We start from the raw sequence: 23,377 nt of genomic DNA, 5'->3' as shown, positions 1-23,377 counted from the left end.
GCGACCCGGGGCTCAGCCCGTGGGCCGACCGTCGTGCCGGTGCCGGCGGGCCGCCTCGATCACCGATACTGCGAGCAGCAGGGCGAATCCAGTGCCGAGCGCCTCGCCCACCGAGTCGACGAAGCCCTGACGCAGCACCAGCCAGCCGAACAGGAACCAACCGACCAGCGAGGACGACGCGAACGCGTACCAGAACAACGTGGTCCGCGACACCGACGACGGGTAGCCCCGGTCGGTCGGGTCTTGTCGATCCGCTCTGTCGTTGACCGCCATGACCGCCTCCCGGCCCGAATGCTGCCTTTCGCTCTTCCAGACTGGCAGGTCGGGGCCGGATCGGACAGTAGCCGGCAGCGGCCGACGTGTCCGGCGCCGGTGCGGCTAGGAACCCGCACCGGCGCCGGAGGTTTCAGTGGGTGAGCACGACGGTGGAGATGCTGCGTGCGCCCACGTTGACGGTGACCTGCTGGCCGTTCACCCCGACCGACTGGCTGGCCGCATTCGAGTACCGCGAGGTGAGGTAGTGCTCCGCCCGTGTCACGTTCTGCGGGGCCTGGACCACCGCACCGTTCACCGCGCTGTTCGAGCGGTTGAGGACCACCAGGGTGGTCTTCCCGTCCCCGGTGTAGGCGGTCACCTCCAGCGGTGACGCCTTGGAACTCTTCGTCAGGGCGACCCGCTGGTAGCCGGGGCGCACGTACTTGGCGTACTGGGAGAACGCGTATCCGCGCTTGAGCGGTTCCCCGGCCGTGGTGCCGTAGGCCGATTCACCGTCACCGATGAACGAGTAGAACCGCTTGCCGTACCACCAGATGTAGGCGGTCCAGTTGGCCTCCATCGTCCGGTGCACGGTACGCATGATGTCGTCGAGCGTCTCGTCCCAGACGGCCTGGTTGCTCGGGTCGCCCCAGATGTTGGAGCCGCTGCCGTCGGCCTCGTGATGGTTCCACTCGGTCATCCACACCGGTTTGCCGTGCTGATTGGCCAGGTTGTACGGCTTCAATCGGCCCGAGGACTCGAGGCCGTACAGGTGCCCACCGATGTAGCCGATGTTGTTGCGCGCGCCTGCGTCGTTGAGGGTCGGATCGGTGTAGCTGTAGTTCAGGTTGACCGCCTCGGCGACCATCAGCTCGGTGTTCTGCACCCGCCACCCGTGGTCGCGGACAAAGTTGCGCAGCTCGGTTCCGCTCCAGTCCATCGAGTCGTAGCTCGGGTGCCAGTCCGGCTCATTCTGCACCGAGGTGACGTCGACCGTCACGCCCTGGTTGCGCATGTACTGGACGTAGCTGTTCAGATGGTTGGCGTAGTCGTCGTAGTAGTCGGTACGCAGCTTGCCGCCGTTGATCCGACTGTTGTTGGTCTTCCAGGCCGCCGGTGCCGTCCACGGTGACGCCAGGATCTTCACGTCGGAGCCGTACGACTTCGCCGTGCGCAGGGCGTTGACCTGGTTCGACCATTCGCCGGACTCAGGTGAGATGCCGGTCCGGATGATCGACAATCCCAGTTGATCGGGGCCCAGCCCGACCAGGGTCTGGGTCTCGGCCGTCGACCAGGTGCTGCTGCCCCAGATCCAGGTGGCGGCTCCGAAACCGTCGACGGTCTGGTACCTGGTGGAGCTGTTCACCGTGATGTCGGCCGGCCCGGTCGGCGGCCGCGTGGTCGGCGGTGCGGTGGTCGGCGGTGCGGTGCTGGGCGGTGCGGTGGTCGGCGGTGCGGTGGTCGGCGGAGGTGCGGTGGTGGGCACCGTACCGCCAGTGCAGGCCACTCCGTTCAACGCGAAGCTGGTGGGAGCGGGGTTGCTGCCGTTCCACGACCCGTTGAAGCCGAACGAGGTCGTACCGTTTGTCGGGATGGCACCGTTGTAGCTGACGTTCCTGGCGGTCACCGCCGCCCCACTCTGGGTCAACGTCGTGTTCCATGCCTGCGTCACCGTCTGGCCGGCACCGAATGACCAGGTGAGGCTCCAGCCGGTGAGTGGGTCACCGAGGTTGGTGATGGTCACGTTGGCGCCGAACCCACCCGGCCACTGCGACGACACCGCGTAGTTGACCGAGCATCCGGCGGCCGCAGCGGCCGGGGTCGCGGCGGCCACCGCGGCCGACGCGAGCAGCACGGCCCCGACGGACGCCACGGCGGCGTTGATTCTCCACTTTCTCATTCACTTTCCCCGATCTACTGAGTGGCCATCCGCAGTGGGCTGGCCGCGATGCCTACCGAGAAGAGCTGGTTCAGCTGGTCCGGTGGGGCAGGACGGTCCCCTCACCGGCCCAGCGGGCTCAGCTGGCCGTGCAGCCGGGCGTCGGAATCGAACCGTTTCCACTGGCCTGGAAACCGAACTCGGTGGACTGCCCGGCACCGACCTGGCCGTTGTAGCTGACATTGGTGAAGTCGACGGCACCGGTGTTGCCACTGCGGTCGGCGTTCCACGCGTTGGTCACACTGGCTCCGGACGGCACGGTGAGCCGCACCCGCCAACCGTTGATGGACGCCGGTCCGGCGGTGACCCGGACGGTGGCCACGAATCCGCCGTTCCAGGAGTTCATCGAGACGGTGGCGGAGCATCCGCCGCCGGGCGGGGGCGGAGTGGTCGCCGGCGGTGCGGTGGTTGCCGGCGGTGCGGTGGTTGCCGGCGGTGCGCTGGTCGGCGGCGTGGGGTTACCACCGGCGTTGAGGGCGTTGAGTACGGCGTCGTAGGCGGGTTTCTTGTTGCCGTTGCCGTCGAACAGCAGCGGGTTGGCGCCGGTACGCCAGGAATCGGGGTCGAGCACGCCCCAGACGGTGATGCCGGTGCACCGGGCGACGGCGAGGCAGGCGCGGGTGACCTGGCCGTACATGTTCGCCTGGTTGGAGCCCTGCAGAATGTCGAGTTCGGTGATCTGGACGTCGACGCCGAGGTCGGCGAAGCGTTGGATGTTCTGCTGGTAGGTGGGGTCGAGGCTGGTGCCGAGGTGGGACTGCAGGCCGACGCAGTCGATGGGCACACCGCGGGACTTGAAGTCGCGGACCATGTTGTAGATGGCGGTGGACTTGGCGTTGATGCCGTCGGTGTTGTAGTCGTTGTAGCAGAGTTTGGCATTCGGGTCGGCGGCGCGGGCCGTGCGGAAGGCGACTTCGATCCAGTCGTTGCCGGTGCGTTGCAGGTTGGAGTCGCGGCGGGCACCGCTGCCGCCGTCGGCGAAAGCTTCGTTGACGACGTCCCAGGAGTGAATCTGGCCGCGCCAGTGGCCGGCGACCCGGTTGATGTGGTTGATCATGGCGTTGCGCAGGGCGGTGCCGGACATGTTCCGCGCCCACTGGGGTTGCTGGGAGTGCCAGACGAGGGTGTGGCCGCGGACGGTCATGCCGCGGGCGCGGGCGTGGGCAATGAGTTGGTCGCCGGCGGTGAAGTTGAACTGGTTCTGGTTCGGTTCGGTGTGATACCACTTCATTTCGTTCTCGGCGACGATGGAGTTGAACTCGCGGTTGAGGACCGTGGCGTGGGGTTGGCGGTTCAGCATGAACGAGTTCGTGGCAGCGCCGAAGTAACGCCCGCTTTCGGCCGCCGCCGCGCCCAGCGTCGACGCCGCGCTGGCCGAGTTGGCGACCGCTACCGCCATTGCGGTGGAAAGCACGATCGTCGCGGCGAACGCGACCATCGTGCGTACACTTCTGACCGTTTTCATTACCTTTCCTTCCTGACTGCGCGACCGGCGCCTATGGCCCACTGAGGTCGAACCGTCGGACGGCGACAGAGCTGAGGAACCACCGATCGAGCTCTTTCCAGGCACCGATGCCGATACGCCGCTATCCGGTCAGCAAGCATCCAGCGGAGTCGTAGTGGGATTGGGCGGTGCCCGGAAACCGCTGGGAGATCGCGTCATGCAGCGTGACCCGGGACGCTTGACCGAGGTAGACGAGGCCTGCCCGCAGCGCTCGACGCCGGAGGCCCGGCTCGGAAGGTGGCGACGCTGCCGACGACCACCCCGGCCGGCTCCCGACAAGACCGATGGATGCGGCTGGGGCGTGCCCTGAGCCCCACAGCAGGAGCATAGGTGCTACCGACGAAGCGTTCAAGACATAGAGACATTTAGATTTAATCGCCGGTGGCGGCCGCCGGCTGCTCGCTGGAGAGTCGCCAGCAGCCGGTGGCCACCACCCGGCCACCACCCGGCCGCCGCACGGGTGCGGACCGCTCGCCCCCGTTGCTCCGCCCGCGTCGCCGCTACCCGAGCTGCCTCTCCGCCCGGACGGGTCACGGTGCAGATCGAACGCATCCGTCGGCGCCGGCCAGTGTGACGCTGCCCTGAGCGGGACAGCCGTCGTGGTGTAAGACGCCGCAGCCGCCGCTGAGGTTGCGATATTCACACGGTCCGCAACATCGCCGCTCCGACAGTGGCGTCGGTCACCGGGGCCGCCCGGTGCCGGGCGATCGTGTGCGAGACTGGTGGGTCGGCCAGAAGGGGGATACCGACAGTGAACAACGGACCACTGATCGTCCAGTCGGACAAGACCTTGCTGCTGGAGATCGACCACCCGGACGCCACCGCGTGCCGGATGGCGATCGCCCCGTTCGCCGAGCTGGAGCGCTCGCCCGAGCACGTGCACACGTACCGGCTCACCCCGCTCGGCCTGTGGAACGCCCGCGCCGCCGGGCACGACGCCGAGAGCGTCGTCGACGCGCTGCTGAAGTTCTCCCGTTACCCGGTGCCGCACGCGCTGCTGGTCGACGTCGCCGACACCATGGACCGGTACGGCCGGCTGCAGCTGGCCAACGACCCCGCGTACGGGCTGGTGCTGCGGACCACCGACCGGGCCGTACTGACCGAGGTGACCAAGAGCAAGAAGCTCGCCGGCATGTTCGGCGACAAGATCGACGACGACACGGTGGCGGTGCACCCGTCCGAGCGGGGCCGGCTCAAGCAGGGCCTGCTCAAGCTGGGCTGGCCGGCCGAGGACCTGGCCGGCTACGTCGACGGCGAGGCGCACCCGATCGAGCTGGGCACCGCCGGCGTCGACGGGCAGCCCGGCTGGTCGCTGCGGTCCTACCAGCAGGAGGCGGTCGAGCAGTTCTGGGCCGGCGGCTCCGGCGTGGTGGTGCTGCCCTGCGGCGCCGGCAAAACGCTGGTCGGTGCGGCCGCGATGGCCCAGGCCAAGGCGACCACCCTGATCCTCGTCACCAACACGGTCGCCGGCCGGCAGTGGAAGCGGGAGCTGGTCGCCCGCACCTCGCTGACCGCCGACGAGATCGGCGAGTACTCCGGCGAGCGCAAGGAGATCCGCCCGGTCACCATCGCCACGTACCAGGTGCTGACCTCGCGCCGCAAGGGCGCCTTCACCCACCTCGACCTGTTCAACGCCCGCGACTGGGGCCTGGTGATCTACGACGAGGTGCACCTGCTGCCGGCGCCGATCTTCCGGTTCACCGCCGACCTGCAGGCCCGCCGCCGGCTCGGCCTGACCGCCACCCTGGTCCGCGAGGACGGCCGGGAAGGCGACGTCTTCTCGCTGATCGGGCCGAAACGCTACGACGCGCCGTGGAAGGACATCGAGGCGCAGGGCTGGATCGCCCCGGCCGAATGCGTCGAGGTGCGGGTCACCCTCACCGACGCGGAACGGATGGGGTACGCGGTCACCGAAACCGAGGAACGGTACCGGGCGGCGGCCACCGCGCGTACCAAACTGCCGGTGGTCAAGGCGCTGGTCGACCGGCACCACGGCGAGCAGGTGCTGGTCATCGGGGCGTACATCGACCAGCTGCACCAGCTCGGCGAGTTCCTCGGCGCGCCGATCGTGCAGGGCTCCACCACCAACAAGGAGCGGGAACGGCTGTTCGACGCGTTCCGGCAAGGCGAGATCCCCACGCTGATCATCTCCAAGGTCGGGAACTTCTCCATCGACCTGCCGGAGGCGGCGGTGGCGATTCAGGTGTCCGGCACCTTCGGTTCCCGGCAGGAGGAGGCGCAGCGGCTCGGCCGGGTGCTGCGGCCCAAGGCCGACGGCCGGCAGGCGCACTTCTACACCGTGGTCTCCCGGGACACCATCGACACCGAGTACGCCGCGCACCGGCAGCGGTTCCTCGCCGAGCAGGGGTACGCGTACACGATCGTCGACGCCGACGACGTCCTCGGCCCGGCCCTACCCTGACTCTTGGCTGCGGTCCGGGACCGGCGGCCCGACGGTCAGCAGGTCGGCGAGCAGGTCACCGTACTCGGCGAGGCGGTCCAGCACCTCGGCGGCGGTGAACCGGCGGACGACGCCCGGCTCGCCGGCCGCCGCGGCCTCCACCTCGGGCCAGGTCAGCGGCGCGGAGGCGGCCGGCACCGGGCCGGCCCGCAGCGAGTACGGCGCCACCGTCGTCTTCGCCGCGTTGTTCTGACTCCAGTCGATGAAGACCCGGCCGGGGCGCAGCCGCTTGGCCATCTTCGACGTGATCGTCTTCGGTGACCGGCGTTCCAGCTCCTCGGCGACCCGCTTCACGTAGCCGGACACCACGTCGGCCGGCTGCCCGGCCGACACCGGCGCGCCGAGCTGCATACCCTTGCGGCCGGAGGTCTTCGGGAAGCAGGCGATGCCGTCGTCGGCGAACCGGTCGCGGATCAGCACCGCGACCGCGCAGCACTCCTCGATCCCGGCCGGCGCCCCCGGGTCGAGGTCGACGACCAGCAGGTCGGGGTCGGCGCCGACCCGCCACTGCGGGGTGTGCAGCTCCAACGCGGCCAGGTTCGCCAGCCAGACCAGGGTGGGCAGGTCGTCGGCGATCACGAAGTCGAGCTCGTCGCGGCCCCGCGACGACCCGGGGGTGGGCAGCCGTTCGGTACGCACCCAGTCCGGCGTGCTCGCCGGGGCGTTCTTCTCGAAGAAGAACTGGCCGTCGACGCCGTTCGGGTAGCGGATCCGGGTGAGTGCCCGGTCGGCGAGGTGCGGCAGCAGCGCACCAGAGACCCGGGTGTAGTAGTCGATCACCTCGCCCTTGGTGAACCCGGCCGCCGGGTACAGCACCTTGTCCAGGTTGGACAGCTCCAGCGACCGGCCGGCCACGTCCACCCGGATCCGGCCCTCGCCCGCGCCACGACCGCGGTCAGCCCGCATCGGCGTCCTCCTCGGTGACGTCGGTGGCCGGCACGTCCGGGCGGATCCGCAGGAACCGGGGGAACCGCAGCCGCCCGTCCGGGGTCTGCTGGCCGTACCGTACTTCGATCACCACCTCTGGGCGTACCCAGATCGCGCCGCGGGCGTCCTCCCGGGGCAGCGCAGCGTCGAACGGCGACACGTCGGTGCGCAGCGGCTCCAACGCGGCCAGCAGGGCCCGCTCGGCAGCCGAGCCGATCCCGCCGCCGACCCGGCCGGTGAGCCGCAGTGCGCCGGTCGCCACGCCGGCCGCGTCCCGCACCGGTACGCCGACCAGCAGCCCACCGATCCGGCGGGCACCGGGACGCCAGCCACCGACGACGAAGTCCCGGGTCAGCTCGATTTTGACCTTGACCCAGTCGGGGCTGCGGGCACCCGGCCGGTAGATCGCGTCGCGTCGCTTGGCGACCACGCCTTCCAGCCCGTGCTCGGCGGCGGCGGCCCGGGTCGCCGGCCCGTCGGTGAAGCTGGGCGGTACCGCCCACGCCGGCCCGGCCAGCCCGAGCGCTTCGAGGGCGTGCCGCCGGTCGTGGTACGGCCAGCCGGTCAGGTCGGCTCCGCGCAGCCGCAGCAGGTCGAAGATCATGTACGTGGCCGGCGCACCGGCGGCCAGTCGGGCCGCCCGCGCCGGGTCCCGTACGTGCATCCGTTCGGCGAGCAGGGTGAACGACGGTCGGCCGGCGGCGTCGAGCAGCACCATCTCCCCGTCGAGCAGGGCGTCGTCCAGGGCGCGGGGCAGCCCGGACAGCTCCGGGTAGGCGACGGTGATCTCGGCGCCGGACCGGGCGTACAGCCGCTGCCCGCCGGCGGAGATATCGGCCAGAGCGCGCACGCCGTCCCATTTGAACTCGTACCACCAGCCGGGGCCTGTGGGCAGCTCCCCGGTCGTCGCGAGCATCGGCCGCAGCGGTCCACCCGGCATCCTGTCACTGTAAAACCAGCAACGAAGTGGTCGCGCTGAGTTCTGTCGGATGCGATCCTGGATCAACACCGGGCCGACCTGGTGATCTTGACCTTGGGGAAGGGCGGGACAGGTCGGCGGCCGCCGGTGGTGGCGAAGGGATCAGCCATGCGCGCGATCTGGAAAGGCGCGGTGTCGTTCGGCCTCGTGTCGATCGGGGTACGCCTGTACTCCGCTACCGAGGAGAAGGACATCCGGTTCCACCAGGTGCACCGGGAGGACGGCGGGCGTATCCGGTACAAGCGGGTCTGCTCGGTCGACGGCGAGGAGGTCAGCTACGACGATATCGCCAAGGGCTACGACCTCGGCGGCGGCGAGATGGTGATTCTCACCGACGAGGACTTCGCCGACCTGCCGTTGAGCACCTCCCGGGCGATCGACGTACTGGAGTTCGTGCCGGCCGACCAGGTCGACCCGATGCTCTACAACAAGGCCTACTTCCTGGAGCCGGAAGGCACCGCGACAAAGCCGTACGTGCTGCTGCGCGACGCCCTGGCCGACTCGGACCGGGTGGCGATCGTCAAGGTCGCGATCCGGCAACGTGAACAGCTCGCCACCTTGCGGGTACGCGACAACGTGCTGGTACTCAACACGATGCTCTGGCCGGACGAGATCCGCCAGGCGTCGTTCGGCTTCCTCGACGACGACATCCAGGTCCGCCCGCCGGAGCTGGCGATGGCCGCCTCGCTGATCGACTCGATGGCCGGCGAGTTCGCCCCGGACGAGTACACCGACGACTACCGGGCGGCGCTGCAGGAGGTCATCGACGCCAAGGTGGAGGGCCGGGAGATCGTCGCCCCCGAGGAGGAAGAGGAGGCACCGGCCGCCGCGGTCGACCTGATGGCCGCGCTGCGCGCCTCGGTCGAGCGGGCCCGGGTGGCGCGCGGGGAAGCCGCTGGCGAAGCTTCGGACGAGGCTGCTGGCAAGGACCGGGAGCCCGCCGAGCCGACCCCGATCACCTCGGCCAAGTCGGCCAAGGCCGCCGCCGCCGCGCCGGCGGCGAAGAAGGCGGCCCCAGCCAGGAAGACGGCCCCGGCGAAAAAGTCGGCGACCGCCGACCAGAAGAAGACCACCGCCAAGAAGGCCCAGCCGGAGAAGAAGACCGACGCCCGCAAGGCCGCCGCGAAGAGCACCGGTCAGAAAACCGGCGGTACGCAGAAGTCAGGTGCCCGCAAGACCGCCGCGAAGAAGACCGCTGACCGCAAATCCGCCTGAACCGCCTACTCCGGACCCTCCCCGGGGCAGACACGAGTTACAGCTTGATGCCACAGGTGCATCTTGATGCACCTGTGGCATCAGCGTCAGCGGCTCGGGGCGACCCAGAATCGGCAGCCGGCCTGGTCCAGATGCGCGGCCACCACCTGCCCGGCGTGCGCGGTGGCCAGCTCGGTGAGCTGCCCGACGATGTCCGGCACGGCCGGCGGCGCCAACTGCTGCGGCACCGGGATCGGCTGCGCCGGGTCGGCCGGCAGCGACTCGACCACCGCCAACTCCAGGTAGTGCAGGCAGCAGCCGATCGCCTGCGGCACGCTGCGGCTCAACGGCTCGTCCACCGGCTCCAGCTCATCCACCGGCTCCAGCTCATCCACCGGCCCCTTCCCACCGGCCGGGTTCGTCCCGCCGGCCGCAGTGCTGGTCACCGGCAACGCCTCGACGCCCCAGAGCAGGTCGTGCACCACCATCGGATCGTCGACGTACGGCCGCATGTCCCGCGCGGTCACCCGCAGCGCCAGACCGAGCCCGACCACCAGCGCGGCGAACGCGTCGAACGCCGGCAGTTCGGCCCAGTCGGTGGCGTGCACCAGCAGGCGGGCGCCGGGTCGACCGGCGGCGGCAGCCCGCAGGTACCGCCGGATCGGGTCCGGCCCGTCGCCGAGCACCGGCACCACCCCGTCGCGCAGCTCCTGCGGGACCACCCGCTCGCCGGTCAGGTCGAGCAGGTCCACCGGCCGTACGCCGAACACCCCGGCCAGCCGGCCCAGCCGGAACCGTTCCGGCAGCCGCGCCACCGGCAGCCCACCCGTTGCGATGACGGGCGCACCGGTGGCCGGGCTCGTGGTGCGGCTCGGCCGCCACTCGACGTGCGTCGCCCGGTCCCGAAGATTGGTGACGGTGACGACGGCAGCGTCGAACTGCCGGCCGTGGCCACCGCACCGCCGACAGGTCAGCACCGGGTGCCGCCACCCGGTGGCGTGACAGTCCGGGCACGGCTCGCTGGGGATCGGCTCGCCGAGCCACGGCGGCAGCGGCGGCTGCCAGGTCCGGCGCAGCACCGGTGCCCGTTCGGGGATCGCCGGCCGGGGGCCTGGGATTCGGCACAGCGACGTGTGATGCCAGCGGCGGTCCCGCCAGATGGCCTGCGCCCCGGCGGTCCACTCCCCCGCGCTGGCCGGGGCCGGCGGCGGCGTACCGCAGTCCTGGACGATGCGGCGCTCCAGCCGATCGACGTCGATCTCGTCGGGCGGCGCCGCCGACCGCAGCGCCGGCAGCAGGAAGTGCGCCGGTGCGGTCAACGACCGCTCGGCCAGCCCGGCCAACGCGTCCGCCACGGCGGTACCGTCGACGGCAGCGGGCAGGCTCGCGGCGTACCCGCGCTGGTCACGGGGCACGGCCGCGCCGGGCGTCTCGAACCTGATGTCCCAGTTGAGATCGGCCGCGAACACCCCCCACCGGGCCTCGACGACCAGGTCGAGGCAGAGCAGGTCGGCCAGCGCGCACAGCCGGCCCAGCGACTCGTCGACGCTGACCGGCTGCTCAGCCACCGTACGCCCGAAGTGGATCGACCAGGCCGGGTGGCCGGGACCGGCGTGCGCCGCCGCGAGCCCGGCGACCCGTTCGGCGTCCGGCAGATCCGGCCGCCAGGTCGACGGCAGGGTCAGCACCGGATCGGCTCCCAGGGCAGCGGTGTGGTCCAGGTAGCGCAGGTCACGCAGCGTCGACCGGTCGACCTTGACCTGCGCCGCCAACTCGTCACGCACCGGCCACAGTGGTATATCCCAGCCGCCGTGCAGGGCCGGCTCCGGCTCGATGTCGCCGGGCATCACGCTGGTGGAGGCGACCGCGCCGGTGTCCAGGTTCGCGACGGTCAGCACCAGTTGGGTACGCGGCCCGGTGGTCATGCGTACATCCGGGTCTGGGTGGACTGCCATTCGCGCAGCGCCCGCTTGATCCGCAGGTTCTCGTCGTCGGTGCGCCGCAGGTCGTCGCGCAGGGCGGTCAGGTCCTCCGCGACGTAGTGCAGGAAGGCGTACACCTCGGCAGGGTCGAGGCCGCGCCGCACTTCGCGGAACCGGCGGTCGCGGACCTGGCCGGGGTGGATCCGGGGCCGCAACGGCGGCCGGCGGAACACTCCGGCGTTGCGGGGCCGCAGGTGCTGTGGTGGCTCGACCACCCGGTTTGCTCGCCGGCCTGGTCGGTTGAAGATCCGGTGGAGAAGGTTGCGCATCGTCGGGGTTCCCCTTCGGTCAGGAGTACGCCGGCAGCCGATGCCGCCGACGCGATGCCGCGCTGTTGCTGTGCCTGATCTGCTCCCGGTGCTGGTGCTGCGTATCTGTGTGCTTGGACAGGGCGACCCGCCGACCGGGAAGGCCGAAGCGGGAGGACTCGCAGCCGACGGGTCGCCCCAGCTCCGGCGGTCGCAGCCTCGTTCGGCGAGTACGACCCCGGAGCGGCTCATGCTGGATCTCTGCTGCTCACGGGCTTACGGGTTTCGCGGGGATTCGCTCGGGTAGGGCGGTCGGGGCGGGCAGGCCGCGCGCCACCACCCCGCCCCGACCAGTGCACGAACACCCCATCGTTGCCACGCGAGGAGCGCTCGTGGGAGCAACTTGAATGAGGAAGCCAAGTAACTTAAGTCCCATTGTTCATACACGTTCCTTGTGATCAAATTGGAGTCGCCACGCGAGGAGCCCTCGACAAGCAGGAGCGTCATGCCTGCCAAGCCTGACTATCTGCGGGTAGCCGACAAGATCATGGCCGACATCCGCACAGGAAAGTACGCGCCCGGCAGCAAGCTGCCGTCGATCGCCGAGTTCTGCAAGATGTACACGGTCAGCTCGTCCACCATGCAGCTGGTGAACGTGCGACTCGAAGCCCTTGAGGTGATCGACCGCCGCCAAGGCAAGGGCATCTTCGCCACCGATCCGGCGACGTGGATGCGCAAGCCGTAGGGCCTCGCCGGCCACCGGCGACCCCTGCCGTCTCGTCAGACCCCGCGCATCCGATCACCACGCCCTGGAGCACGAAGCCCGGCCGTCAAGCCGTCCCGGGTAGCCGGCACATACGCACACCCCCTCCCTGACTAGTCAACCGTCCGCGCCTGTCGGCCACCCGGCGAGGCGATACCACCTGCTCAGCCGCCACCCGATCCGTTTTGCCGAACCAACCGGAGACGACCACGGCCCAACTTACTGCACTTACTACAGCATGTCTACCCCACCTTTGCGGGACCAACTTGGCTTAGTTATTGCAGCAAGTCATCCAGGTGCGGCACGATCAGGGGTGCCGAACCAACTGGAGACACCCCATGCCAACTGCCAAACCGTCGTTCCGAGAGATCGTCGATGACATCGCCGCCAAGATCAACAGTGGCGAGCTGGCTCCCGGCGAGAAGCTGCCGTCGACCAGCGAGCTTGCCGATGCCTACGACGTCAGCACCGGTACGGTCTACCGTGCGCTCTCGCTGCTCCACGACCGCAACCTGATCATCGGTCAGCAGGGACGAGGCACCTACGTTGCCGACCACTCGACCGGCTAGCCCGACGCCGACCCCGGCCAGGGCGAACCGCCCTGGTCAGGCTCGCCCACCCGACTCCACTCTCGCCCTCAGTGACCACCAACGCCGACACGGACGGCCAAATACCACCCCCTCGGTCTCGAGCTGAAGCTGACGCACGTTGTCCCGCCGGGTTGACGTACATCAGCTTCAACTCGCGGCGAGCGGAGTGGACAACGACCGACCGCCCGTCACCGTCGGCGAAGAGCGTCCCGGCAACGCGGCACACATATGCCGCAGTCCAGACATCTCACCAAGCAGCCGACCATGCACCGCCACTGATCCACTGTGTCTACCAGTAGACCGTCCCCGTAGCGGACAGACGGTAGCCTCCACATCACCGGAAGGCGCAGCACGTCGCGGATTGCGTCGCCCCCGTCTGGACGGATGCCTACATGTCGGTCAACGATGTCAAGGTGCGTATCGGGCTGGCCATCGAAGCCGCCGAGGAGGCCAGGAAGCTCATCGAGCAGCTTGCGGAAGTCGCGGCAGAAGCGGGTGACCTGGCGCTGCGCACCGTGCACGACAGCCAGCACGACTGCGTCAACGAAGGCCGGGAGCACTTCAAGGCTGCGATCAAGGAGGTTGAGCTGACCATCCGTCGGATCGATGCGTGTGTCGAGCACGCCCGGGTGTACCGGAGAAAACTCGGGTGACCCTGGCCGACGTGGTCGCCCAGCTCCGTACCGCCGTCGAGCGACTGGACCAGGCCGCAGCCGGAGCTACTCGCGCCCAAGCGGACCTGGCCCAGGCGCACCGGCACCTCGACGAAGCCGGCGCCGGGTCCGACCACAGTGAGACGCGGGGTGCCGTCGACGATGCCGCGATCGCGGCGGCCAAGGCCGGCCGACTCGGCAACCTGCTCGCCAAGTCGGCAGAGGCGTTCTCCAGGTACGGCAACCACATCATGCCCGGCTCGATGCCCGTCGGCCGGGCCAACCCGGATACCAGCCTGCCCTCCGGCGAGGAGATCGTCGCCAGCACCGCACGCCCGAAGAGCTGGCACCGACGAATCGCCAAGAAGAGTGTTGAGAATGCCGAGACCGCCGGCGACGTGACCGGAAAGATAACGGATGCGATAACCCAGCTTGGACCGAAGGGAACCACATCTACGGTGCAACATCCCTCGACCCCCGGGCCCTCCAACCAAAGCCCCGGTTACGCTGAATCCGCCGAGTCCGCCGCAATTGTACTCGCGGCAACGCTTGCCCTTATCCTGAAAAAGCTCGACGATAGGAAGTCTCGGAGGCGGAACATTGACGACTGACCGCGAGCCGTACCTGGAACTCCTCCGGGAGCTCACCCACGGCGACCCAGCTGCCTATCGGGAGCGCTGCCGGCAGCTTGACGAAGCAGGGTGGCAGGAGCTCGGGCTTGTGCTCGGAGCAGCGTTTTTCCTCGCTGCACGCGAGCGGCTCGGGGACAGGACAACCAGGGGCGAGATTATTCGCCTGGTCGCCGAGGTTCGCAGCAAGTTCGCGGACACCACGCTGAATCTTGATCCGGAGCTGGCCGAGAAAATGCTGATCTCGGCCCTGACCGGCGAGACCGGCGACGTTGAGGGTGCTGAGCAGGGCGCACTACTTGAAACCGAACTCGTCGTGCTGTGGCATCTACTCTCGGACGCACCAGCAGACAAGTTGGACCGCTTCCTCGCTGAGGTCGACCAGCTCGCGGAGGAGTGGAGTGAAGAAGATTAGTCCAGGGGCGGTTGCCCTGGTACGGGCGTTGCTCGCCCTCGACGACGACACAGACGGGCCGACCGCCCAGGAAGATGTTCCGCCCAAGGACCAGCTCGGGGTGGCAGCACTCTTCACCTCCTTGTTCGTCCTCGCCGTGCAACGGCAGTACCCGGAGGGTGCCAGCCGCGGCGAGATCATCCGCTTCGTCGCGGAGCTTCGCGCCGCCCTTCCTGCGAGCACGTCGGTCGATGCGCGGGCGACCGAGGGGACGATCACCTCCGTGGTGGACGCAAAGCGCCGGGAGGAGATTCCGCCGGATGTGGCGGCGGAGTCGGTGATGGAGGTCATCCAGTACCTTCTCGACCCAGCCAAAATCGGCATGGACGAGCTGGAAGCAGTCTTTGCGCGGGCCATCGCGTACGCCGAGGAGCACGGCCTCGACGCTCAGCTGCGAGTGGAAGAGTCCTACGGGAGCCAGCCCTGATCCAACATCAGGCGCTTCCGATCACCGCGCTCGGACTACGACCGAGACCGCCGCCCTCGTCAGACCCGCACGCCGAACTCAGGCTTACCTACCCGGCTTTACTTTCACTCTCAGTGACCACCAATGCCAGGACGGGCGGTCAACATCGGACCTTCGCGTCGAGGTGAGGCTGACGCACGTCATTCCGCGGTTTGACGTGCGTCAGCCTCACCTCGACATAAGCGGAGTGGGCACCACAGCGGAGTGGGCACCACTCTGCACCGTTGACGGTCAGTGACGTGGAGTCCCGTCAGATAGGGAGCAAATACCGCGTAAGCCACGTTCCCGACGCTCGGAGCAGGCACCGGGCGGCCATACCCAGCGCGTCGTCACACCCGTTGTACAGTGACAGTCACTGATGTAACGATGAGGGCGCCTACAGTGGCCTGGGCCGGCGGACAACTGTGGGACCGTCCGTCCTGCCGGCCCAGCTAGGTCGGCACGGGTTCCTGGGATCAAAGGAGACCAGCCCCCATGTCGTTGTCGTCCACCCCACCGACGCGTCACCGTACCGATGAAGTGCCCCGCAGCCGCCGGCGGACCTCGTGGTGGCGGACCTCGTGGTGGCGGGCCACGGCCGGCGTCGCCGCCGCGATGCTTCTCGCCACCAGCGGTACGACGGCGGCCAGCGCCCCGGCACACGCGGCCGGCACGACCGCCGGGGCCGCCACCAGTGCCAGATGCCTGACGGTGACAATCGAGAGCAGCTACTGGAACAACGGCCCGGACAGCGGTGGCGTCTTCCGCGACATCACCATCACCAACACCTGCGCCACGGCGGTCACCGGCTGGAAACTGGTCCTGACGCTGCCGGCCGGCGAAACGGTCCAGCAGGGCTGGAACGCCAACTGGACCCTGGACGGCGAAACCCTCACCGCCACTCCGACGACGTGGAACAACATCATCGCCGCCGGCAGATCGGTCGAGATCGGATACGTCGGCGCCTGGACCGGCGACCGACCGCAGGATCCGGGCTGCACCATCAACGGCGACCCGTGCGACGGCAACCAACCCGGGCCGGGGCCGGCACCCGAGGTGACGCTGACCAGCCCGGTCGACAACAGCTACCTGGTGTCAGTCTGCGCCATCCGGATGACCGCCGACGCCAGCACCAAGACCGGGACGATCGAACGGGTCGAGTTCCACATCAACGACCAGCTCGTCGGCAGCAACACGACGGCCCCGTACGGCATCGACGTTCCACCCGACCACCCGGCGCTGCGCGACGGCGACACCAGTGACGGCTTCCCACGGCACACCGCCTTCGCTCGGGTCGTCACCGTCTCACCGGCGGACACCGCCGACTCGGCGACGATCACCTTCAGCCAGGCCGCGCCGCCACCGGCGCTGATGGTGATCGCCTGTCCGTCGCAGGTGGAGGTGTCGGCCGGTGGCTCAGCGACCATGACGTTCGTGACCGTCTGCGCTGCCGCCCCGGCGCTGCACCTGACGGTGACCGGCGACCCCGGAGTCAGCGTCACCCCGACGGTCACCCGGCCCGGCAGCACGGAACACCCGGTCACCATCACCGCCGCACCCGGCAGCGCCGGAGCCGTAGCCCAAGTCAGGGCGACGGCCGACACCGGCTCGTGTCTGCCGGCCACAGCAACGGTCACCGTCGGCCCACCCGACTGACGAAACGGCTCAGCCCGCTGAGCCGGCGGTACCGCCGGGCCGCCTATCCGGCGCTGGCCGGAGTGCCGGCACCGTCCAAGGACGGGTAGTCGGTGTAGCCGTGGGCGTCACCGCCGTACACCGTCGCCTGGTCGACCTCGTTGAGCGGAGCCTGCTCACGCCAGCGGCGTACCAGGTCGGGGTTGGCGATGAACGGTCGACCGACCGCGACCGCGGTCGCCTTGCCGCTACGTACCAGGGTCTGCGCGGTTTCCCGGTCGGTGACCGACGCGAACCCGGTGTTGACCACGACCGGGCCGCCGAACCGGGCCGACAGGTCCGCGAGCAGCGGATCGGCCGGGTCGATCGACAGGTGCAGGAAGGCCAGGCCGAGCGGGGCGATCGCGTCGACCAGCGCCCGGTAGGTGGCGGCGGTCTCGGCCGGATCGTCCTCGACCAGCCCGTTGGCGCCGTTGGCCGGGGAGAGCCGCAGCCCGACCCGTTCCGGGCCGATCTCCTGGGCGACGGCGGTGACCGTCTCGGCGACGAACCGGGCACGGGCGGCCGGCGAACCGCCGTACCCGTCGGTGCGCTGATTGGTCGGCGGGGCGAGAAACTGGTGCAGCAGGTAGCCGTTGGCGCCGTGCAGCTCGACGCCGTCGAGGCCGGCGTCGACGGCCGAACGCGCCGCCTGCCGGAACTCGTCGACCACCTGCGGCAGCTCGTCGGTGGTCAGGGCGCGCGGCGTCGGGTACGGCTGCATGCCGGTGGCCGTGATCATCGTGCCGTCGGCGGTGACGGCGCTCGGCGCGACGGTCTCCTGCCCGTGCTTGTTGTCCGGGTGGGCGATCCGACCGGCGTGCATCAGCTGGGCGACGATCCGGCCGTCGGCGGCGTGCACCGCCTCGGCGATCCGCCGCCAGCCGTCGACCTGCGCGGGCGTGTGCAGGCCGGGGGTGTTCGGGTAGCCCTGCCCGACGGCGCTCGGCTGCACCCCCTCGGTGATGATCAGGCCCGCGGTGGCCCGCTGCTGGTAGTAGGTGGCGGCGTGCTCGTTGGGTACCCCGTCGGGCTGCGCCCGGTTGCGGGTCATGGGTGCCATGAACACCCGGTTGGGCAGGTTCCACTTGCCGATGATCACCGGCTCGAACAGCTCAGGCATGGTCAGGTCTCCCCAGGAGGTGGTGAATGGTCAGAAGGCGTACGGGCGTCAGAAGGCGTACGGGCCGAATCGGCCCCAGGCGACGACGGCGGCCATCGCCAGGAGTGCCAGGTTGGGAACGATCGCCGGGTACTCCTTGCGCTGGGCGTGCACGATCGCGGCGCCGATCATCATCAGGACCAGACCGAGGGCGGCCAGCGGTACGAAGATCGGGGCGATGCCGGTGGCTCCGGGCAGGATCAGGCCGATCGCGGCAAGGATCTCCAGCGCGCCGATGGTCCGTACCAGGCCCATGGGGAAGTCGGCGGCGAAGCCCATGCCCTTCTCGACGAGCTTCTCTCTCGGCTGGCTGACCTTCATCAGCCCCGCGCCGAGGAACGCTGCGGCGAGCAGTCCGGCGAGCACCCAAAGAACGATGTTCATATCTGTCTCCGATGTCGGATCGCTTTAAGCTTGAAGCGAGGCTAGTCCGCGATGACTTCAAGCGTCAAGTGACGCAGCTCTCGTGATCACTTGACGCTTGAAGCTAGACTCGACAACATGGCCACCCCGACCGAGCAGCCGCACTGGCTTGACGAGGACGAGCTGGAGACCTGGTTCGCCCTCGTCAGCGTGCTGACCAGGCTGCCGGCGGCGCTCGACCGGCAGCTGCAGCGCGACGCCGGGATCAGCCACTTCGAGTACCAGGTCATGGCCGCACTGTCCGAGACGCCCGAGCGCACCATGCGGATGAGCCGGCTCGCCATGATCGCCGACGGGTCGTTGTCGCGGCTGTCACAGGTCGTCACCCGGCTGGAGAAACGGGGTTGGGTCAGCCGCGCGCCGGACCCGACCGACGGCCGCTACACGCTTGCCACGCTGACCGACGCCGGCTGGGACAAGCTGGTCGAGACGGCACCTGGACACGTCGCCGAGGTGCGCCGGCTCGTCTTCGACCCGATGACCAAGGGCCAATGCCGACAACTACGCGACATCGGCCGCCGGATCACCACCACCATCGACCCCGACGACTCCTGCCTACGCTGAACGCGGCGGCCTGCGCACCCTGTGCCGGCACGCAGGCCACGCTCAACGAACGGTCACCCGATCGGGCCACCCGCCATTCCTGACATCCGGGCGATCATGGTCTCGTCGGCGGCTCCCGCGTACACCCGGACCTCGTCGACGACGCCGGTGAGGTACTGGCCGAAGCTCCCGTTGTGCAACGCCCGGCCCACCTGCAGGCCGCCGTCCGCCCGCCAGCCGGCCGTGTACGCGGCAGTGCCGGTCGCAGAAAGGTAGCCGTCGACGTAGAGTCTCACCTCCTGGCGCGCCGAGTCGTAGACCACCGCCAGGTGCTGGCCGAAGTAATCCCATTCCGGGTACGTCAAGTTGTCCTGTATGACCGTCGACGCCGGGTCGGTGGTGTCCTGGTGTGGCAGGACCAGCTCCCAGCGATTCGACGCGGCGTTGCAGCGGATGACGAAGCCACTGGCGGTGACGCCGGCCTGGGACAGCACCGCCTGGTCGGTGTCTCCGCAGGTCGGGCCCGGCAACCGCACCCGTACGCCGACGGTGAAGCTGCGGTCGGTAACCGCGATCGGTCCGTCGGTCTGCGCCCAGTCGTCGACGCCGTCGAGCACCAGATGCCCATCAGCTACCAGCGGCGGCTCAGCGAACGGGTCCTCGTCCATATCCGGGGCGTACAGGTGCGAATCGCCGTGCAACCGCAGGTCCGCACCGCCGCCGTACTCCGGGCTGTTGCCGTTGGTGGCCTCGTCCAGCGGCCAGTAGCCGAACGAGGTCGGCGGCCGAGCCGACAGGTCTCGCACCTCGTGCGACACCAGTACGCGGTCGAAGACCGCGACGTCGGCGAGGTCTCCGGCCCAGCCCTCGGTGTAGCCGCTGCCGCTGACCGCGCGACCGATCTGCACCGCACCCTGCGACGCCCACACCGACTGACGCAGCGCCACCGGCTGTTCGTCGCCGTGGACGTACAGGGTCATCGTGGTCAGCTCCGGGTCGTACGCGGCCGCCAGGTGGGTCCACTCGCCGAGCATGACCGGCGCGGTGCTGGTCACCGACCACACAGCCGGTGAAGGCGAGTCCGATGCGGCGATCTCGAACGCCCAACGGCCACTGTCCGCGTCGAAGCCGAGGGTGAAGCCGGGCGCGTCGATGCCGTCCTGGCTGACCGCGACCCGGTCGACCGAGTCGTCGGTCAACCGCACCCAGGCGCTGGCACCGAACCCGGTCGACGTGTCGATCAGGCCGGAAGTGCTGGTAGCCAGGTAGCTGGTAGCCGCGTCGCCGGTGAGTCGGGCCGCCCGGCCGAGTTGGCACTGCGCGCCCAGGTCAGCGCACTCCGACCCAGGAACGCCGAACGTGACGCCGCTGCCGGCGGCCGCCGGGTGGTTGCCGCGCGCGTCCGCCGCCGACGTGGCACCGGCCGCGTCGTCGAGCGGCCACTCGCCAGCAGCGAGCCGGGTCGGTACGGAGAAAAGGCAGTATGCGATCGGCGAACGTCCTCCGTCGGCGTCGACCGCCTGCACGGTGACTGAGGTCGTCCCGTCCTGCACCGGCATCCAGCGCAGCGACACCGGCGCACCGATGCTCGCGGGCACTAGGACGTTGTCCGGCAAGGGGTTGGTGTTGAAGCCGTACAGGTACTTGACGACCTGGGGGGACGGCGAGTGGAAGGTGAAGGTGCCGTACACACCGATCGACCCACGGTGCTGGTTGTCCTCGGCGCAGGCGCTGGTGTGTTCGTCGGCGTCGAGCGGCAGGTACTCCGGCGAGTCGATGTCCGGCGCGATCGGCGCGACGACGTTGCTCGACGTCGCAGTTTCGTGCCCGGTCGGTCCGGCCACCGCCGGAGCGGCGGCCACGGTGTGTACGCCGAGCACCAACGCGATCAGCACTGCCACCCGCCGCAGCCCGCGCACGGATCCACGATTATCCACTGTCATCTACTACTCCCCCTTGCCAGGCACTGAATACGCGCGATAACCATCGCTTTCACACACGATGATCATTGTCAATGCGTGGCACCAAGGCTAATCGACTTGCATCTTCCGCATACAGCGGCACGAGAGCCATCGCACTACCCAAATTTCCACGGACAGCCCAAACGCCCACAAGCGAATAGAATCATCCCGCGACGAGGCAGCAACGACAGTCTGCGGTCTTGACCAAGGCGACCAGACAGACCAACCAATGTCCACATCCTGACCTCAACCAGCAACAATGAGCTCACTTTCTCCACCTGGAACTTCCAAGCCAGATGATTCACTCGAACGATGCATTCGGACAACAAATGACAGACAGGCAACGAAGCCTTCTCCAAGGTCGGACGACAAGAGCACCGGAATTACTCTACCGGCACGATCATCGATCCTCAAAAAATCTAGGATAATTTGTCGATCATCATTATTGGCACAACTCAGGGTCAACGACGAGTACACTGACTTTAGTTTCACCCCCACTACACCATAGAAGAGTGCGCGCGTCGTTACACCACTACCCTCTCCTCTAATCTCCAACTCAGAATGACTGACGCTATATCGCCACGGTCGAAACTTACCATCCAACACAACAGGAAGTTCCGCATAGCGAGCCAATTCGCTAGCCAAATGGATTCGCTACCTTTTCACCATTCCGATAGAATGTTGTGCGCGACACCTATTCAGGCAGCCAAGGAGCGACGCCCGGAATCAGAGTGCAGACACAACAGCGGACGGTTTTCTCAAATTGCCAGCTCCGAAGACTCTTCGAAACTTCACCCCATCTCCCAGAACCACCCCATCCCAGCAGCAACCACTCTCCCTTTCGACTCTAAGAACACGCTCGAGTAGCTGAGCCATTCACCGATCGGAAAATACTGCCCACCAGTTTCTACCTCGACAGCCAAGGTGCGCTGACGTCACTCGGCACCGCTGCATCCACTTGCCACACATGAGCTCCGCACAACTTCCATGCTCTTTTATCGATAACGCCTGGATAGCTCCGACGCCAGTTCACGCACTGTCCAGCGGCACATCGTCGGGTCGGATCACAAGTCGACCCGACGATGAATTCGTCACAGAACGACCAGCGCCAAATCAGAGCGGGCCGGGTCGCAGATCGACCTCATCAATCCCCGTTATTGGACCCGCCCCTCAACGCCATCGAACTCTGCTCGGACTCCTTCCGGCGCCAACCGAATGATTTCGATGGCCAGCCTCCCGTCCAGCGAACCCTTCGTGCGAGCAAGAGCCCAGCGAAGCAACGGAACCGCATGCGACGATGCGAAGAAGGCGTCACGCGCCGCCACATCTTCGATCCCACTCTCCTTGAGGTAATTCCATTTCTCGAATATGACGCCTGGGTCACCCACTGCATTCACAAGCCGAATGTCGCTGCCGCGAGTGCTCAATCGGACTCGCCCCATACGGGCGTGTCCAAGTACGACACCTTCTACCCGATCACCCACCGATGGCCAAGTAGCACGAAAGTCCGGGGAGTCTGCAATATCCAAAGAGTCAACCATTCCCTCATCGCCACCCTCCAACTGAAGGATAAGCCCATACGAAGCATGACTCTTCACTACACCTGAAACCAAGTCATACCTAACCAATTCAATCCCTTCAGGCTCATCTCCCCGGCACCCATCTACTGCGCGGAAATTGATTGAACTCCGATATAAGATCACGCGGAATCAAGTACTCAAGCTGAGCATCATCCATTCCCTCCCATATTTCTATGTTGTTCTCATCGACCCATTTTGACGGTACCCGAACCTTAAATCCATCACCCGCTCGATGTGGATTATTAACGGCAAAGTCGGTCGTCCTAGCACTATTTCCGAAATGGGCAGCACCGGTGGCAGCCTCGCCGTTCTCATCGAAATCTGGAAAGTCACTGGGATCTAGGCCCTGCATACGCTCTCTATCACCCCTACTTGGCGGCGAAACTCGACAAAGCTCCAGATCGTTGGTGTTGTGTACGAGGACCGGCGTTTTGCCTGCGAGTACATAGTACGTGTGGATGTCGTCGATGGTGAGGTTGTGGACCGTACGGGTCTCGGACCACTGACGCACGGCGGTGACCTGGACCCACGTACCAGCGGAGGTTCGCAGCCACTGCCCGGCCTCAAGCTCGGCAGCGTCGAGCCACTCGCCCACCTCCGGCACCCAGAACGGGTGATCTTCGGTCGCGACCACAACACCTTCGGCGTCACCCCGGCCACCGTCGGTGTCGACCGTGATCTCGACCAGATCCTTGACCCCGTGCCCGACGATCGTGGCGACCACCGGCTTGACAGCCGTCTCACCGGATTCCGGATCAGACGCCACCACCAGATCACCCACGTCGAGATCCTCGATCGGCTTCGACGAACCATCCGCCAACAGCACCAACGTTCCCGGTACGAAACTGTTGCAACCAGGCGCCGCCGCCTCAGCCTTGTCCAGAGTCTTACGACTCCGCATCCACGTACCGACCGCGTCCTTCAACTTGCCGCCCAGGTTCCACAACCGGTCCCCGAGCGCCTTCAACCTCATCGGCTTCAACCCGTAACGGGCCAACAACTTCCCCGCGG

Annotated in this window: 21 protein-coding genes; 10 read left to right on the top strand and 11 right to left on the bottom strand. The window is 67.9% G+C overall.

Features of this window, described 5'->3' with window-relative positions:
- Positions 1–12: 12 nt before the first annotated feature.
- The 3 genes from ACFHW1_RS00105 to ACFHW1_RS00095 form a co-directional block, all read right to left on the bottom strand.
- Positions 13–273, bottom strand: coding sequence for a hypothetical protein (locus ACFHW1_RS00105; protein ID WP_416551127.1), 261 nt, complete (start codon positions 271–273; stop codon positions 13–15).
- 133 nt (positions 274–406) lie between these two features.
- Complete coding sequence (locus ACFHW1_RS00100) at positions 407–2,155, bottom strand: cellulose binding domain-containing protein (protein ID WP_416551126.1); 1,749 nt, start codon at positions 2,153–2,155, stop codon at positions 407–409.
- Between the two features lie 118 nt (positions 2,156–2,273).
- Positions 2,274–3,659, bottom strand: coding sequence for an endo-1,4-beta-xylanase (locus tag ACFHW1_RS00095; protein ID WP_416551125.1), 1,386 nt, complete (start codon positions 3,657–3,659; stop codon positions 2,274–2,276).
- 790 nt (positions 3,660–4,449) lie between these two features.
- Here ACFHW1_RS00095 and ACFHW1_RS00090 point away from each other — a divergent pair.
- The gene (locus ACFHW1_RS00090; RefSeq protein ID WP_416551124.1) at positions 4,450–6,120 is read left to right on the top strand and encodes a DNA repair helicase XPB; all 1,671 of its coding nucleotides are present in this window, start codon (positions 4,450–4,452) and stop codon (positions 6,118–6,120) included.
- On the opposite strand, the gene ligD (ACFHW1_RS00085) is transcribed toward ACFHW1_RS00090, so the two are convergent.
- Both ligD (ACFHW1_RS00085) and ligD (ACFHW1_RS00080) read right to left on the bottom strand, forming a co-directional pair.
- Positions 6,112–7,065 carry a non-homologous end-joining DNA ligase gene (gene ligD, locus ACFHW1_RS00085; protein ID WP_416551123.1) on the bottom strand — a complete coding sequence of 318 codons (954 nt, stop codon included), beginning with the start codon at positions 7,063–7,065 and terminating at the stop codon, positions 6,112–6,114. The genes ACFHW1_RS00090 and ligD (ACFHW1_RS00085) overlap by 9 nt on opposite strands.
- Positions 7,055–8,026, bottom strand: coding sequence for a non-homologous end-joining DNA ligase (ligD, locus tag ACFHW1_RS00080; protein ID WP_416551122.1), 972 nt, complete (start codon positions 8,024–8,026; stop codon positions 7,055–7,057). Before ligD (ACFHW1_RS00080) ends, ligD (ACFHW1_RS00085) begins: the two co-directional genes overlap by 11 nt.
- A 147-nt stretch (positions 8,027–8,173) precedes the next feature.
- On the opposite strand from ligD (ACFHW1_RS00080), the gene ACFHW1_RS00075 reads away from it, so the two are divergent.
- A complete protein-coding gene (locus ACFHW1_RS00075; protein WP_416551121.1) occupies positions 8,174–9,280 on the top strand; it encodes a Ku protein in 1,107 nt (368 codons plus the stop codon).
- Positions 9,281–9,366: 86 nt separating this feature from the next.
- On the opposite strand, the gene ACFHW1_RS00070 is transcribed toward ACFHW1_RS00075, so the two are convergent.
- Together ACFHW1_RS00070 and ACFHW1_RS00065 are read right to left on the bottom strand one after the other, a co-directional pair.
- On the bottom strand, positions 9,367–11,184 hold the full coding sequence (locus ACFHW1_RS00070) for a hypothetical protein (RefSeq protein ID WP_416551120.1): 1,818 nt from the start codon (positions 11,182–11,184) through the stop codon (positions 9,367–9,369).
- Entirely contained in the window at positions 11,181–11,510 is a 330-nt protein-coding gene (locus tag ACFHW1_RS00065) for a DivIVA domain-containing protein (protein ID WP_416614593.1), read from the bottom strand. The genes ACFHW1_RS00070 and ACFHW1_RS00065 overlap by 4 nt, the downstream gene beginning before the upstream one ends.
- Positions 11,511–11,994: 484 nt before the next feature.
- Here ACFHW1_RS00065 and ACFHW1_RS00060 point away from each other — a divergent pair, with 484 nt between their 5' ends.
- The 7 genes from ACFHW1_RS00060 (at position 11,995) to ACFHW1_RS00030 (ending at position 16,679) form a co-directional block, all read left to right on the top strand.
- The gene (locus tag ACFHW1_RS00060) at positions 11,995–12,234 is read left to right on the top strand and encodes a winged helix-turn-helix domain-containing protein (protein WP_416551118.1); all 240 of its coding nucleotides are present in this window, start codon (positions 11,995–11,997) and stop codon (positions 12,232–12,234) included.
- 356 nt (positions 12,235–12,590) lie between these two features.
- Positions 12,591–12,821, top strand: a complete 231-nt coding sequence (locus ACFHW1_RS00055; RefSeq protein ID WP_416551117.1) for a GntR family transcriptional regulator — start codon at positions 12,591–12,593, stop codon at positions 12,819–12,821.
- Positions 12,822–13,234: 413 nt separating this feature from the next.
- The gene (locus tag ACFHW1_RS00050; protein ID WP_416551116.1) at positions 13,235–13,495 is read left to right on the top strand and encodes a hypothetical protein; all 261 of its coding nucleotides are present in this window, start codon (positions 13,235–13,237) and stop codon (positions 13,493–13,495) included.
- Positions 13,492–14,106: a hypothetical protein gene (locus ACFHW1_RS00045; protein ID WP_416567857.1), complete on the top strand. Its 615-nt coding sequence runs from the start codon at positions 13,492–13,494 to the stop codon at positions 14,104–14,106. The genes ACFHW1_RS00050 and ACFHW1_RS00045 overlap by 4 nt, the downstream gene beginning before the upstream one ends.
- Positions 14,096–14,539, top strand: a complete 444-nt coding sequence (locus ACFHW1_RS00040) for a hypothetical protein (protein WP_416589931.1) — start codon at positions 14,096–14,098, stop codon at positions 14,537–14,539. Before ACFHW1_RS00045 ends, ACFHW1_RS00040 begins: the two co-directional genes overlap by 11 nt.
- Before the next feature lie 28 nt (positions 14,540–14,567).
- A complete protein-coding gene (locus ACFHW1_RS00035; protein WP_416614591.1) occupies positions 14,568–15,005 on the top strand; it encodes a hypothetical protein in 438 nt (145 codons plus the stop codon).
- A 513-nt stretch (positions 15,006–15,518) separates the two neighbouring features.
- Positions 15,519–16,679 (top strand): cellulose binding domain-containing protein, encoded by a 1,161-nt coding sequence (locus tag ACFHW1_RS00030; RefSeq protein WP_416614590.1) that lies wholly within the window; start codon positions 15,519–15,521, stop codon positions 16,677–16,679.
- Between the two features lie 43 nt (positions 16,680–16,722).
- Here ACFHW1_RS00030 and ACFHW1_RS00025 read toward each other — a convergent pair whose 3' ends face one another.
- Positions 16,723–17,820, bottom strand: a complete 1,098-nt coding sequence (locus ACFHW1_RS00025; protein WP_416614588.1) for an alkene reductase — start codon at positions 17,818–17,820, stop codon at positions 16,723–16,725.
- Positions 17,821–17,868: 48 nt separating this feature from the next.
- The gene (locus ACFHW1_RS00020) at positions 17,869–18,243 is read right to left on the bottom strand and encodes a DoxX family protein (RefSeq protein ID WP_416567860.1); all 375 of its coding nucleotides are present in this window, start codon (positions 18,241–18,243) and stop codon (positions 17,869–17,871) included.
- A 117-nt stretch (positions 18,244–18,360) separates the two neighbouring features.
- Between ACFHW1_RS00020 and ACFHW1_RS00015 the strand changes: the two genes are divergently transcribed.
- The gene (locus tag ACFHW1_RS00015; RefSeq protein ID WP_416551112.1) at positions 18,361–18,846 is read left to right on the top strand and encodes a MarR family winged helix-turn-helix transcriptional regulator; all 486 of its coding nucleotides are present in this window, start codon (positions 18,361–18,363) and stop codon (positions 18,844–18,846) included.
- A gap of 53 nt (positions 18,847–18,899) precedes the next feature.
- Here the strand turns inward: ACFHW1_RS00015 and ACFHW1_RS00010 are convergent, their stop codons facing one another.
- Together ACFHW1_RS00010 and ACFHW1_RS00005 are read right to left on the bottom strand one after the other, a co-directional pair.
- Positions 18,900–20,768 carry a LamG-like jellyroll fold domain-containing protein gene (locus tag ACFHW1_RS00010; RefSeq protein ID WP_416589933.1) on the bottom strand — a complete coding sequence of 623 codons (1,869 nt, stop codon included), beginning with the start codon at positions 20,766–20,768 and terminating at the stop codon, positions 18,900–18,902.
- Positions 20,769–22,430: 1,662 nt separating this feature from the next.
- A partial coding sequence (locus ACFHW1_RS00005) for a polymorphic toxin-type HINT domain-containing protein (protein ID WP_416614586.1) occupies positions 22,431–23,377 on the bottom strand: 947 nt, incomplete at its 5' end.

It is taken from the genome of Micromonospora sp. LOL_014, assembly GCF_048060245.1.
Taxonomy (GTDB): domain Bacteria; phylum Actinomycetota; class Actinomycetes; order Mycobacteriales; family Micromonosporaceae; genus Micromonospora_E.
This window is presented reverse-complemented; position numbering and strand designations above follow the sequence as displayed.